The 13,522-nt window shown below is 40.8% G+C and carries 11 protein-coding genes; 8 read left to right on the forward strand and 3 right to left on the reverse strand.

Features of this window, described 5'->3' with window-relative positions; translation table 11 throughout:
- Nucleotides 1-244 precede the first annotated feature (244 nt).
- Together AC59JO_RS00535 and AC59JO_RS00540 are read left to right on the forward strand one after the other, a co-directional pair.
- Nucleotides 245-436 (forward strand): hypothetical protein, encoded by a 192-nt coding sequence (locus AC59JO_RS00535; protein ID WP_413668687.1) that lies wholly within the window; start codon nt 245-247, stop codon nt 434-436.
- A 97-nt stretch (nt 437-533) separates the two neighbouring features.
- A complete protein-coding gene (locus AC59JO_RS00540) occupies nt 534-2,306 on the forward strand; it encodes a tetratricopeptide repeat-containing sensor histidine kinase (protein ID WP_497302765.1) in 1,773 nt (590 codons plus the stop codon).
- Here the strand turns inward: AC59JO_RS00540 and AC59JO_RS00545 are convergent.
- Nucleotides 2,301-2,930: a response regulator gene (locus AC59JO_RS00545; protein WP_497302766.1), complete on the reverse strand. Its 630-nt coding sequence runs from the start codon at nt 2,928-2,930 to the stop codon at nt 2,301-2,303. The two genes, AC59JO_RS00540 and AC59JO_RS00545, sit on opposite strands and share 6 nt — an antisense overlap.
- A 210-nt stretch (nt 2,931-3,140) precedes the next feature.
- Here AC59JO_RS00545 and AC59JO_RS00550 point away from each other — a divergent pair, with 210 nt between their 5' ends.
- The 4 genes from AC59JO_RS00550 (at nt 3,141) to AC59JO_RS00565 (ending at nt 9,909) form a co-directional block, all read left to right on the forward strand.
- The gene (locus AC59JO_RS00550) at nt 3,141-3,572 is read left to right on the forward strand and encodes a hypothetical protein (protein WP_497302767.1); all 432 of its coding nucleotides are present in this window, start codon (nt 3,141-3,143) and stop codon (nt 3,570-3,572) included.
- Nucleotides 3,573-4,308: 736 nt separating this feature from the next.
- Nucleotides 4,309-7,548 (forward strand): SusC/RagA family TonB-linked outer membrane protein, encoded by a 3,240-nt coding sequence (locus tag AC59JO_RS00555; RefSeq protein WP_497302768.1) that lies wholly within the window; start codon nt 4,309-4,311, stop codon nt 7,546-7,548.
- Between the two features lie 29 nt (nt 7,549-7,577).
- Nucleotides 7,578-8,996 carry a SusD/RagB family nutrient-binding outer membrane lipoprotein gene (locus tag AC59JO_RS00560; RefSeq protein WP_497302769.1) on the forward strand — a complete coding sequence of 473 codons (1,419 nt, stop codon included), beginning with the start codon at nt 7,578-7,580 and terminating at the stop codon, nt 8,994-8,996.
- Between the two features lie 22 nt (nt 8,997-9,018).
- Nucleotides 9,019-9,909, forward strand: coding sequence for a BT_3987 domain-containing protein (locus tag AC59JO_RS00565; RefSeq protein ID WP_413668693.1), 891 nt, complete (start codon nt 9,019-9,021; stop codon nt 9,907-9,909).
- A 256-nt stretch (nt 9,910-10,165) separates the two neighbouring features.
- On the opposite strand, the gene AC59JO_RS00570 is transcribed toward AC59JO_RS00565, so the two are convergent.
- Nucleotides 10,166-11,338 carry a CehA/McbA family metallohydrolase gene (locus tag AC59JO_RS00570; protein ID WP_497302770.1) on the reverse strand — a complete coding sequence of 391 codons (1,173 nt, stop codon included), beginning with the start codon at nt 11,336-11,338 and terminating at the stop codon, nt 10,166-10,168.
- A 301-nt stretch (nt 11,339-11,639) separates the two neighbouring features.
- On the opposite strand from AC59JO_RS00570, the gene AC59JO_RS00575 reads away from it, so the two are divergent.
- Both AC59JO_RS00575 and AC59JO_RS00580 read left to right on the forward strand, forming a co-directional pair.
- Nucleotides 11,640-12,575, forward strand: coding sequence for a DUF5996 family protein (locus AC59JO_RS00575; RefSeq protein ID WP_413668695.1), 936 nt, complete (start codon nt 11,640-11,642; stop codon nt 12,573-12,575).
- A gap of 124 nt (nt 12,576-12,699) precedes the next feature.
- Nucleotides 12,700-12,948 (forward strand): hypothetical protein, encoded by a 249-nt coding sequence (locus AC59JO_RS00580; protein WP_497302771.1) that lies wholly within the window; start codon nt 12,700-12,702, stop codon nt 12,946-12,948.
- Here the strand turns inward: AC59JO_RS00580 and AC59JO_RS00585 are convergent, their stop codons facing one another.
- On the reverse strand, nt 12,949-13,503 hold the full coding sequence (locus tag AC59JO_RS00585) for a hypothetical protein (protein WP_413668697.1): 555 nt from the start codon (nt 13,501-13,503) through the stop codon (nt 12,949-12,951).
- Between the last annotated feature and the right edge of the window lie 19 nt (nt 13,504-13,522).

A 13,522-nucleotide genomic window follows, 5' to 3' on the forward strand; every position in this document is an offset into this window, starting at 1 on the left:
TTTCGATATACCTTATCTGTATGGTACAAAAATAACACATCTGAATAGTATAACTTTTTTAATATTCATTTGTAAAACTACGCTTTATCATTGTACACTAAAATACCAACTGCTTTGTATTGTGTGCATTTGTGCTGCTCCCTAAAATTGTACTATTAAACGCAACGATGAAATAAATATAACCAATGCCATTAATGGTTTTGAAACATATCAATTCATCGTGCTTCACCTAAATTAAAAGATCATGGAAAGCAATTTAAATTACCTGGTGGGCTTCATTTCCTTAATTTTTATGGGATTATCAGCCATGTACAAAATTAAACTCAACAAATTGCAGGGAACAGGCCGTATACCCAGCATCATCAGCGCCCGGCAGCGGCAAATTTTGTTCCTGATGTTATCGGTGTTATCGGCTTTAATCATACTCGTTGCCTGATTTGTAAAACACATTTAACAGGTAACCACCTTAAAAATCGTGGCTTTTGCTGATAAACATCAAATTACTATCTTTAACCGGGACCAAAACCCCGGGTATGAAATACTTTTTGTTTCTTCTGCTTATTGGGGCTGTAGTTCCGTGTTACGGTCAAAATATTGACAGTTTAAAAAAGATTGTCTTCAGCAATTCACCGGCGCAAAACCGTTTAACAGCCGCTACCCGGGTAGCCACCTACCCTGTTGAACAAAACCCCGCTAAAATTATCACCATTGCAAAAGAGGGCTTGACCTTAGCCTATAACTTAAAGCGTAATAAGGCAATTACCCTGCTGTCTCAAGCTTTGGGAAAATGTTACTATCAAACTAACCAATACGATTCCGCGGCATATTACTATAATATTGCCGCGGTTATACTCAATAAAACAAATCAGCAGGATATTTTAACGGATGATTACCGCAGGCTGGCGAAGGGTTACTTCAAAATAAAAAGCTACGATAAAGCTATTGAGTTTAATAACATGGCCATTGCGTATGCCCCCCAAACAGGTGATCGTACTGCGCTAACAGAAGCCTTAAACCAGGGCGGAACATTTTATGAAGCAAAAAACAATTACCAGCAAGCCTTAAATTATTACAGGCAGGCCTTTGATATAAAAGACTCCTTAAACCTTGCCCCGCAAACAAACGGAAATACTTCTGAAACTTACAGCCACCAATTTATGGGGGATGTTATGGGAAGCATCAAACAAAGCCAATCGGAGGAGGAAATTATAAAAACCATCGATATCAAAAAGTCGTTAAATGACACCCTTGCACTCTCAATTAATTACTTTAACCTCGGCGTATTGTATAAAAACAAACGGCTTTATACGCAATCGCTCGATGCTTTAAAAAACAGCCTTCAGTTTGCCACCCAGATAAATTATGCCGACATGCAAAGAAGCGCTACAAATGAAATAGCTGATTTGTATGAACAGATGGGGGATTATAAACAATCATTGATTTATTTAAAAAGGCATGCCTCCGTTAAAACCTCGGGTAGTAGTACGATTGATGAGTTACAGGCAAAATACGAAATAAAACAGCGTGAAGAGCAGGTACTGCAACAACAGTTTGAAATAACAAAACGTAATTACTGGATGGCAGGTATCTGTATTTTCATTTTATTGATGTTGTTTGGAGGCTTTTTTTATTACAAGCAAAATAAGTTGAAACAGCAAAACACGGCCATGCAGGCTATAATTGCGACCGAAGAAAGTGAAAGACAAAGAATTGCCCAGGATTTGCATGACAGCGTAAGCCAAATAATATCAGCGGCCAAAATCAACCTGGCGGTTATAGGAAGCGAATTGCATTTTGTAAATGAAGATCAAAGAATCCGTTTTGAAAAGGTAATTAATCTTGTTGACTGCGGTTTTAAAGAAGTAAGAACAATATCACACAACATGATGCCCTGGGCCCTTCATAAAACTGGGTTAGCGCAGGTAATCAAACAATTTATTGAAAATATAAAGAACGATAATATCATCATAAACTTTTTTAGCAGTGGCTTCGATTCGCCATTTAATGACACTATCGAGATTATTTTGTACCGGGTATTACAGGAAAGTGTAAACAATGTGATGAAGCACGCCTGTGCTAACAGACTTGATATTTCGCTCATAAGAGGCGAAGAAAGCATCAGCCTTACAATTGAAGACAACGGCCGGGGCTTTGACACAACCAACCCTGACATTTTTAAAGGAATGGGCTTAAACAACCTCCGGTCGCGGATAAATTTCCTAAAGGGCAAAGTTGAATTTGATTCGCAGCTTAACAGGGGCACCCTTGTATCAATTTACATTCCGCTTGCTAATAAACCCTTATAAGTTATATTGCATGATAAACCGGGTAAGTTCTACAGGATTTTTCAGGTTAAGTTTTTGCATAATGTTTTTACGGTGAGTTTCAACGGTATAAATACTCAGGTGAAGATGCTCGGCCATTTGCTGGTTGGTAAAATTTTGTTTTATAAATTGCAAAAGCTCAGTTTCCCTTTTTGTGAGCTGAAATTGCTTTAAAAAAGGATCCGCCTCATTAGGCATAGTATTAACGGCAACCTGCTTACCTGGAAAACACCGTTGCCCCTGCCCTACAGCGCGCATTACCTGCAATAGCTCCGCCTTCTCCGCATTTTTAAACAGGTAGCCATCGGCTCCCTCAATTTTTGCCTTTTCAATCAGATGCTCTTCATTATAGGTTGAAAGCATGATTACTTTAATTTTAGGATAGTAATCCTTTATTCGTTTAAGCACTTCAAACCCGTTTATACCGGGCATATTGATATCGAGCAATACCAGGTTAGGGGTGTGGGTATGCAGTAAATGCAACATTTCCTTTCCATTAGCGGCAATGCTTATAACCTCAATATCCGGTTCGCCCTGCAATAACATATACAAGCCGTTTATAAATAAAGTATGATCATCTGCTATTATTACTGATAGTTTTTCCACGACATTTTTAACTTATAAATTCACTATAAAGCTATACTTTATCTTTATTTCAAAAAATACCAACTGCTTTGTATTGTACACATTAATACCGGTGCATAAAATTGTTCATTGTAAATCAGCAGGAAAAAACTAATTCTACGGCTATTTATATGCCAGACTACTGATTGCAGCTATAACCAATGTACCCGGAACCTGTTAACTTCAAAAGTGATGCAATTCTTTATTAGTACTTTTTCAATAATGCTGATTTGTATAATCGCACTACTGCAAAACAAATCTTATAACGACGGTATAGTTTTATCAAGGCCTCAAAACAAGCGCCCTTATTTAAAAAGAAACCAGTTAGCCCCATGTAATTATGTTCCACACAATATTGCAAAGCTGCCTGCCGGACTTATCATCGATAAAAATGAGTCGCAAACAGAAGTGTTTGCTGCACTATTGACAGATAAGTTGGCCAATCCTTCAACTTTAAACAATCCTGCAGCAACACTCATCAAAGCAAGGCCAACAGAACATTTAAATACTAAAAAGAATCCCAGGAATGAAAATTGGTGCTGTTTTCAATGCGGAATAAACATACTTGCCCCTACCATCTATATTTCAGGTAATATTTTACCAGGCGTCAGGATAAATAGTTAACGGCTTTTGCCATATGTCTTGCCCTATGCGCAAATGCCGAAATAACCTAGACAAATAGATTTTCAAACATTTTCGATTAAAAAACTTTCGAAATCCTGATCAGGGCAAAAAAAATCAATTATTTTTTCATAAAATAAAATACAAAAAATCATAGTCGGCCATTATTATTTTGCCTGAATATGTCATCAAAGAAATAAATCATTGCCAGGAATAATAATCCCACGTCACGACAAAGATCATAACACAATGATAAACAATAATTTAAACAGAAACCACATTAACATAGATATTAATGATAAAAGCTTTTACCAAAAAATTATTCATTTCGACCCGCTGTAACTTTTTTTTTACAAAAAAATATTATTATTTTTAAAAGCCGAAATAATCAAATTTTTGTTAGACACGTATTTAACAAAAATTGGATTAAAAAGCTTCATTTTTTAAGCTTATTACTCAATTATTTTCGATAATGCGGTATTTATCCGAGATATTGCGTCTTTTTTACCTATATCCTACCTTCACAAATCCCAAAAACTAAAATTCATATAAAATTTACATGAATTTTATATGAGGAATCTAAAAAAATCGACTTTTTATCGATATTGAAACAACGTTTTATCATTTTTTTTATCAATATTTAAATATACATTTGAAATATTAAACTTTTTTCAACTTTTTTTTCATTTTATTACAAAAATTGTAGTTTTGGGTATTAACTAAAACTGATTTTTTAACAATGAAAAAACTCCTACTCGCAAGCTGGTGTTTGTTCATGCTATTTATTAGTGTGGTACATGCACAAAACAAAACGGTTACCGGCCGGGTAACTTCAAAAGACGATGGACTACCGCTGCCAGGCGTGTCCGTGAGAGTTGTAGGTACCACGCTGGGTACACAAACAAATGCAGATGGTAAATTCTCGTTATCTGTTCCTTCATCTGCCAAATCATTAAGCTTTAGCTTTATCGGTTTTACTTCCTCAACAGTCGAAATTACTTCGGCTCCCCTGGATGTTAAGCTCACAAGCAGCGCCAACAAGTTATCTGAGGTTGTAATCACCGGTGCTTACGGTACCAAACAATCATCACGTTCGGCTTCTTATGCTGCACAGGTGGTAAAGTCAGATGCATTGAATACCATACGCCAGCCTAACGTTAACAACGCACTGGCCGGTAAGGTAGCCGGTGTTCAGGTACGCAGCCAGTCAGCTGCAGCATTGGGCCGTAATACCAACATCAGGCTTCGTGGTGCTACAGGCTTTGGTAGCGGCAACAACCCTTTATATGTTGTTGACGGTACCATAATGCCAAATGCTGACGATTTGAGCAATGACGACATCGACAACATCAGTATCCTGAACGGCCCTGCTGCATCTGCACAGTTTGGTTCACAAGGTGCTTATGGTGCTATCGTTATCTCAACTAAAAAAGGTAAAAAATCAAAAGGTGTTGGTGTTGAATTAAACCTTGGTGCCAATTTCGACAAGGCTTACATCCTGCCTAACTACCAAAACAGCTATGGCGGCGGTGCCTCTGCCGATTTTATCCAGTACCATTGGAAAGATGGTGATCCTGAAGGATGGAAAGCATTAGACGGCAAATATTACCCGGATTATACCGACGACAGCAGTTGGGGCCCTAAAATGGTTGGCCAGGAGTATATTCCATGGTATGCATGGGCTGCAGGCACCAAATACTCGTTCAAAACCGCAAAATGGACACCGCAGCCAGATAATGCCAAAGATTTTTTCCGCACCGGTGTTGCCTTAAACAACAGTGTAGCATTTACTAAAGCCACTGATGATTACAATATCAGGATGTCGTACAACAACCAGCACACCACAGGTATAGTACCTGAAACCTGGTTAAACAAGAACAACTTTACCCTGAATGCTAACTTTGATCTTAACAAACACCTTACTGCAGGTGCAAGCATCAATTTTTCGGGCACACAACTTCATGGCCAGATCAGTGATGCTTACGCAAGTGCTTCAAGCGGCTCGTTCAACTCATGGTTTCACCGTGATTTGGACATGGGCATCATGAAAGAATTACAGGATTTAAAATCACCTGACGGAACTTACGTAAGCTGGAACCACCAAAACCCTAACTCATACGACGCATCTAATCCAGGTTCATTTTATGCAGGTAACTATTGGTACAACCCATATTTATGGCAAAAACAATGGCAAAACCTTAACACCCGCGATCGTTTGTATGGAAACATCTACTTACAGTACAAGATCAATAACGATTTAAGCTTTAAGGTTACCTACCGCCGCAACCAAACCAACACCTGGAATGAAGGTAAAATTTCGTCTGAGATACAGGCAAGTGGTACTCAAACAGGTCAAAAAGCAGGTTATGGTACTTCAACATCGTACTCAAACCGTGAAAACTACGAAACCTTGATTAATTATGATAAGCAGATCAAAGATTTCCACCTGAATGTTAACGCCGGTAGCGATTTTTATAATTGGAGTTACAAAGACAACGGCGCAAATACCAACAACGGTTTAAGTGTTCCGGATTTATATACATTAGCAAACTCTGTCGACCCTATCAGTGCCAGCAATACCAGGATCCAGGAGCAATACCGCGCGGTATTTGCAAAAGCTTCTGCCAATTACAAAAGGATTGTATATGCTGACGCGACTTTACGTAACGACTGGTTTTCAACCATCTCTACTATAAACAACGCTAACTCAGTGTTGTCAAAATCATTTGGTGGATCATTCGTATTCAGCGAGGTATTGCCTGAATTTAAAGACTGGTTAAGCTATGGTAAAGTTAGGGGATCATGGGGCCAGGTACCGTTAGCCTTAGGTAACTCAACCGAAACATTTGGCGCATACAGGAACAATACACTATACGGCATCGCTCCAAATAAATGGAACGGCGCCTTATTACAAGGCGGCCCAACTCAATTTGTTGATCCCGCATTACATGGCACAACCACTACTTCAAAAGAGATTGGTTTAGACTTAGGTTTCTTTAATGACCGTTTAACTTTTGGCGCTACTTACTGGGCTGCAGATGACAAAGACCTTCCATTGGGCTTAGCGGTTAACGCTGCCAGTGGTGTATCATCTATCCTGACCAACGTAGGTTTGATCAAACGGAGAGGTTTGGAGATAAGCGCAAGCGGCACCCCAATTAAATTACCAAACTTTAGCTGGACAATTAATACCAACTTTGCACAATTATTGGACAATACAGTTGTTGAGATCAGCAACAAATACGGTGTTGACCGCGTACAGGTTGCCGGCGTTTGGGGTACGGATATGCCTTACCTGATCAATCAAAAAGGTAAATGGTGGGGACAGATCTACGGTAATGGTATCAAACGTAACTCGGCCGGTGTCCCAATCTTAACTTCATCCGGCGCTTATATTAATGATCCTAACGTATATTTCGGCAGCGCGTTGCCTAAGTACACAGGCGGTATACAAAACACATTTACCTTATTCAAAGAGTTTGTGTTAAGCGCGAATATTGACTATCAGTTTGGTGGCAAATTCGCCTCATTATCAAACCGTTGGGGCCAGTATAGCGGCTTAACTGCTAATACTGCTGCTCTAAACGATAAAGGTATGTCGGTACGTGACCCTGTTGCAGATGGTGGCGGCGTTAAAGTTACTGGTGTAGATGCCGACAATAAGCCTGTTACCTACTATGTTGATGCAAAATCATACTACCAGGGTTTAACAAACAATAAAACTTACGATCCCTATATCTACGACTTAACCTTTATCAAACTTCGTGAGGTTGCGGTAGGTTACAACCTGCCGATCAAAAGATGGGGTTTAGGAAATGTATTCCAATCAGCCAGAATTGATTTAACCGGCCGTAACTTATTGCTGATATACGCTAAATCTAAGGACTTCGATCCGTCAGAGATCACCGCGACAGAAGGTGAAACTGCACAATACCCAGGTACAAGGGGTTTTGGTTTCAACCTAAAAGTAACATTCTAAGCGATTAAGGATTATTAGACTAAGAAAAAATGAAAAAGATATATCTATATACATTAGCAGGCGCGTTTACCTTTTTAGGCGCGGGCTGCAATAAGCTAAAGGATTTTGGCGATGTAAACAACAATCCGGCAGCAACAGTAACGCCTATCCCTTCGGCCTTGTTATCAAACGTTGAAGCAGGTTTGGGCGGTTATGCATCAACCGGTACCGAGGCGATAAGCGGCGGTCAGTATGCTCAATATTTTACAGAAACGCAGTATTCAGGTACTTCATTGTACAACCTGCCTCAAAACGGGTTTACAGGTAACTATGCAGGTAACCTGAACAACCTGCAGCTTATCATTAACCAAAACCCCAATAAAAACATGGTTAATGTTGCTAAGATATTACAACAGTATATTTTCTGGATAGTAACTGATTCTTGGGGCGATGTTCCTTACAGCGACGCGCTCAAAGGGGCGGCTAACATTTTGCCTAAATACGATACCCAGCAAGATATTTATAAAGGTATCATTACTACTTTAACAGCAGCTATAAACTCATTTGATTCATCAGCAATAAGCGGTGATATCATTTACGGCGGTGATGTTGCATCATGGAAAAGAATGGCAAACTCGCTTAAGTTGCTTGTTGCTATTCAAATGTCGAAAACAAGCGAAACCAGCATTGCATCTGCTGCGGCAAAAGAAGCTGTCACATCAGGTGTTATAGTTAGCACAGATCAAAATTTCGTTCTGAAATACCCTGGCGGCAATTACAAAAGTGCTTGGTGGAACCTGTACAACGGACGTAAGGATTTTGCAGAATCAAAAACCCTTACCGATTATACTGCAAGCACCAGCGATCCGCGTCAGGCAGCATTTGGCGGCGAAAGTGAGCAAGCGGGTAACGTTACTACATCAAGTATCGGCGTACCATATGGTTTAGCCCGTTTAGCAGTAACAGCTTTTACCGATGCCAATCCAAAATGGGCCCGTGTTTTGCGGGGCGATTTCAGACTTGAAAACGGGTCAGTGACCCTGATCACTGCTTCTGAAGTATGGCTGGCAAGAGCCGAAGGTGTAACCTTAGGCTGGCTTACTGATGAAACAGCAGCTAATGATTTTCAAACCGGTATAGGTGAATCATTCGTACAGTGGGGGCTAACATCTGCCGCCGGTAAAACTTTCGCGCAGAGCTTAGGCACACCTAACATCCAACTAATTTCAACTCAGCGCTGGGTAGCAAGTTATCCTGATGGCCATATGGCCTGGGATATATGGAGGAAAAGCGGCTACCCTGTGCTTAAACCTGCCCCTGATGCAACAAACTCTTCTAAAGAGATTGTAAGAAGGTTTGTGTACGCCACTTCGGAGTATAACACCAACGGTAAAAACGTGGCCGCCGCAGTAGCCAGGTTAAGTGGTGGTGACAGCCAGGATTCGCGCGTATGGTGGGACGTTAAGTAATTAATTAAAATTAACACACAAGATGAAAAAGAACATATCAAAATATTTACTTCTTGCCGGTATCGCATCTGCGATCGCTTTTTCAGGCTGCCGGAAAGAAACCGCTGCTGATAAAGTTGGCGGGCAGGCTATGGACAATGGCAAGTCGTTTGTCGGATTTCCGGACGGTCTTGAACAGCAGCATTTCTTTGATCCATTCACAAACATTAAAACTGTTGACGTTTTTTCTATCAAACGTGATGCAAAAAGCGCCGCCGATTTGCAAAAAGATCAGACGGTGATCTTGAAAGCAATTCCCGACGCAATTGATAAATACAACGAAAATAATGATACAGAGTATGAGTTACTTCCTACAAGTCTTTATACAATAAGCAGCACCAAAGTTACTGCCGGAACTTCAGGAAACCTTAATGCCAAATTTGCACCCGGGGATTTCCAGAACTATTTCACTATCAAATTGGATGGAAGCAAATTTGATCTGACAAAAAAATATGCGCTTGCATATATAATCAGTGACGCTGCTGGTTTAAACGTACATGCTGAAAGCAAAGATACCTTGTACACCTTCTTTGCTATCAAAAACAAGTATGACGGTGAATATCACTCAACAGGTATTTTCCACCACCCTGTGAATGGCGACCGTGTAATCGACAGGGATAAAACCCTTACTACAGCCGGTGCCACAGCCGTAAGCACGGAGATTGGTGATATTGGCGGATCAATGACCCTGACTGTAAATGAAGCTACAAACGAGGTAACTGTTTCTGGTAATGTTAGTGCAACCCAACCGTTACTACCTGTTGCCGGAAAGAAAAGCGTTTATGACCCGGCTACTAAAAGCTTCATACTAAATTACAGGTACCCAGCCGGTACCGGTGATCGTGTTGTTGAAGAAACAATAAAACACAAATAATCTACCAGCTAATAAAGAGCCGCTTGCATTACACAATGCGGCTCTTTTTATATCCTGAAACATCGTAATTATTTAATAATGGTGTACCACAGCCTTATCTGTAATTAAACAAATCCGTATTGAAGCGGGTGTTTAATGAATTATTTATTAGACGCCTATACTTTTAACTGCAGCTTCGTTCTTTTAGTTAATAGTTAAAATAAGAAACCGTACACCGTAAGCTCGTGTGCGGTTTTCCCTATTATATGCGGTACTATCAAAAATTAGGATCAAAATTAAAGCAGATCGGGTTTGACAACCCTACCATATTCCCGCTTAAAGCTGCCGACTGCGGTACCTGTGGATAAGGTGTTGATGGCCCTTCAACCGTAACCCTGTAATAGGTACGTCCGGCTATTGCCGGTGTATCGGTAAATTCAACCAAAGCAGTTTTTCCATCCATTTTAAGCGTACTAAACGGATTGCCATTTTTTACAATGTTGATGGTGTAAGTAGTATCGCGCACACTGCTTCCGCTTAACTTAACTTCAAATTTAACCGGCTTACCTGTTGCTTTCACATTATCACCCATCATCATATCCATCTTACCATCCCCATTTAAATCAGCATAAAACTCAACACGGGGCGCATAAGGGTTTGAGCTTATTGATACCCGCCCATTGGTTAATGCGTCAATAACAGCTCGTTTAGTACGTGCTGTAGCGAACACCCATGTGGTGGGCGTTCCGGCATAGTTAGCCTTTGCCTGATAGGTATTTGGCCCGGGCTTTTCACCCCCCACAGGAACACCATGATGAGCATCACTCCCTCCCCTGCCTGTTAGCTTCCGGCCCGATGACAACATATCGTCCCAGATCATAATAGCATTGGCATTTTTTGACCATATGGCCGAATTCCATACCTCGATAGAATTAACCATATCATAAGAATATCCAAAATGATCTTTACCACTTGGGTGGTTAGCCGACAGATGTATACCCAGTTTGTTTTTTATACGGCCAACTACAGTATCACGCTGGTCGCGCACGTCATATAACTGCTGATGATCATAAGGTTTAGCCGAAAAGGCGTTACCGTGACCACGAGTAGTTGTCCATTCGGCAGCATACAGCAGCAATACCGAGTCTGATTTAAATTCAGGGTCGACCCAGGTATTGTGGGCTACATCTCCCTCAACATGGTTGTCATGATCTGTAATAGCAAGAAAATCAATCCCCACCAGCTTACAAAAAGCAATTATTTTACTGATCGAATTATTTGATGATTCCATACTATGCCGTGAATGCATATGCAGCTCGCCCTTAAGCCAAACGCCGTTACTGAGACTTACCGGAGGGGGCAATGTGCCCAGCGGTTTAGGAGCCCATGGGTTTAGGTGTGCTGTCTGCCCAAATGATGCGGAGCTGATGCAACTTGCTATTATAATCATTAAACCCGTTTTAATTAACAGCCCAATTTTCCTGTTAGTTTGTAGTGCCATAAGTAGTTTTTACAGATCTTTTTATAGTGTACTATTTTGGCAACCAACTTAGCCTACTCATATTAGCTAACCGTTAACAGGTGCAAATGATATAAAAATGTGACAGTGAAGGCAAAAATTGCATACATATGCCTTATAAGGTAAAACATAGCCAAAATCGCCATCTAATTTTTTTTGCAGGGAAGCCAGGGTAACATCTGCAAAAACATTAGTAATTTAGAACTAAACGAATCCGTTTAATTCTACCCTTATGAACAATCCGATAACAACACGCTGGCCAAAGCTTGATTACCACGACCTAAGAGATACCCTTGCAAGTGTCCATATGTGGACTCAAATCATTGGTAAAGTAAGATTACAGCAAATGCCCTGGATCAACCATTCGTGGCAGGTAACATTGTACGTAAGCGCTACCGGCCTTACCACGGGGAGCATGCCGTTTGAGGGCGGCGTTTTCCAGATCGACCTTGACTTTATCGACCATACACTGAATATCTCCACCAGCACCGGCGAAAAGCGGTCATTTGGACTCGGTACGGGCAGTGTGGCTGCTTTTTACAGCTCGCTCATGGATAATCTTAGCTCGGTTAACGCAGATGTAGAAATATACGCCGTACCTAACGAGGTTGAACCGGCCGTTCCTTTTGCCGAAAACCATACACCATGTAAGTATAACGCGTCTGTTATGCATGATTACTGGCAGGCCCTGGTCAGGATTCACAATGTCTTCACCGAATTCAGGGCAGGCTTTCAGGGCAAAAACAGTCCGGTACATTTCTTTTGGGGCGGATTTGACCTGGCTGTTACCCGCTTTTCGGGCAGGAGTGCACCAAAGCACCAGGGCAGTGTTCCTAATATGCCTGCTATAATAATGCAGGAAGCCTATTCACATGAAGTAAGCTCGTGCGGCTTTTGGCCGGGTTCGGATACTTTTCCTCATCCGGTATTTTATTCTTATTGCTACCCCACACCGTCTGATTTTGGCCAGCAACAGGTATCGCCCCCCGAAGCATTTTACAGCGGAGAAATGGGCGAATTTTTATTGACTTACGAAGTTGTTTCCGGATCAGTAAATCCCGAACATACTTTGCTGCAGTTTTTACAATCCACTTATGACGCCGCCGCAAAAACCGGGAACTGGGATAAAGATCTGCAATGTGATTTGTCAGCATTAAAGAACCTTTAATTGAAGATCTTGTATTGTTACGCAAAAAGTAAAAAAGGGATATGGGCCGGCAATCAGGAAACATATTTACATTTGCTTTTATGCCGATAATAACTTAACTTTAATTAGCAATAATTATTTGATTATGAGCCAATTTCCAGACCCGGACGAAACACCTGCTCCCGACGAAGAGGGTGGAAATATCCCTGATATCTGGGATATCAAAACATCAGGCAAAGGCCGTGTGGGCAGGTCAGACCCCAATCTTGATGAGGCTATGCCAGCTGCCGCAGACAGCGAACCTTACCTGGAAGGGGATTCCGATACACCCGGTTTGTGGAACAGTGATGATCTTTCTTCATACGAGCAAGGAGATTACCTTGAAACCGAGTAGTCAGGAAGCTATGTTTGCAATAGCAAATGCGATACTCATAACTATGGGCGAAAAAAATATTGCTCTTAAACAAAGCACATAAATGTTCCACCTATAGTTATTTTTCTTTGTGTTTTGCTCAATCCGTTCCTGGTAATTAATGATTTCCACTTTGTAGAATCTCAAAATCCGTTCGTTATCAGTAATGTCTTTGTGAAAAAACGCGTTATCAAAGTATACCTTAGGCTCTGTACCAGGCAGCAGGTATTCGCTTGGTGTTAAACCCTGTAGTACAAACATCAGCCCCACTATCAAAAAGTAAAATATCCCTACTATGGCTGTAAACAACAAACTATCCATGTGGGGCATATCCTTCCACTTTCCTATGGCATAAGCCACCAAACCGATCAGAATACCGGAAACCAGCGTCAGCAACCCGTTTGATCGTTCATAAATTCCCTTTGCCGTTTCGATGGTGTAACTATATGATTTTTCGGCCTGCTCAAATATAAACTTAGCATCTTCTAAGGTTAATTTGTCAAGCCATTCCTTTCTTTCCTGCCAAAAGTTTTCCATACGTTTACTTTTAACCTAA

The organism is Mucilaginibacter sp. A5337, assembly GCF_059690695.1.

Excerpts from the sequence above, each read along its gene's own strand:
- AC59JO_RS00535 (WP_413668687.1), top strand. The coding sequence starts at position 245 with ATGGAAAGCAATTTAAATTACCTGGTGGGCTTCATTTCCTTAATTTTT.
- AC59JO_RS00540 (WP_497302765.1), top strand. The coding sequence starts at position 534 with ATGAAATACTTTTTGTTTCTTCTGCTTATTGGGGCTGTAGTTCCGTGT.
- AC59JO_RS00550 (WP_497302767.1), top strand. The coding sequence starts at position 3,141 with ATGCAATTCTTTATTAGTACTTTTTCAATAATGCTGATTTGTATAATC.
- AC59JO_RS00555 (WP_497302768.1), top strand. The coding sequence starts at position 4,309 with ATGAAAAAACTCCTACTCGCAAGCTGGTGTTTGTTCATGCTATTTATT.
- AC59JO_RS00560 (WP_497302769.1), top strand. The coding sequence starts at position 7,578 with ATGAAAAAGATATATCTATATACATTAGCAGGCGCGTTTACCTTTTTA.
- AC59JO_RS00565 (WP_413668693.1), top strand. The coding sequence starts at position 9,019 with ATGAAAAAGAACATATCAAAATATTTACTTCTTGCCGGTATCGCATCT.
- AC59JO_RS00570 (WP_497302770.1), bottom strand. The coding sequence starts at position 11,338 with ATGATTATAATAGCAAGTTGCATCAGCTCCGCATCATTTGGGCAGACA.
- AC59JO_RS00575 (WP_413668695.1), top strand. The coding sequence starts at position 11,640 with ATGAACAATCCGATAACAACACGCTGGCCAAAGCTTGATTACCACGAC.
- AC59JO_RS00580 (WP_497302771.1), top strand. The coding sequence starts at position 12,700 with ATGAGCCAATTTCCAGACCCGGACGAAACACCTGCTCCCGACGAAGAG.
- AC59JO_RS00585 (WP_413668697.1), bottom strand. The coding sequence starts at position 13,503 with ATGGAAAACTTTTGGCAGGAAAGAAAGGAATGGCTTGACAAATTAACC.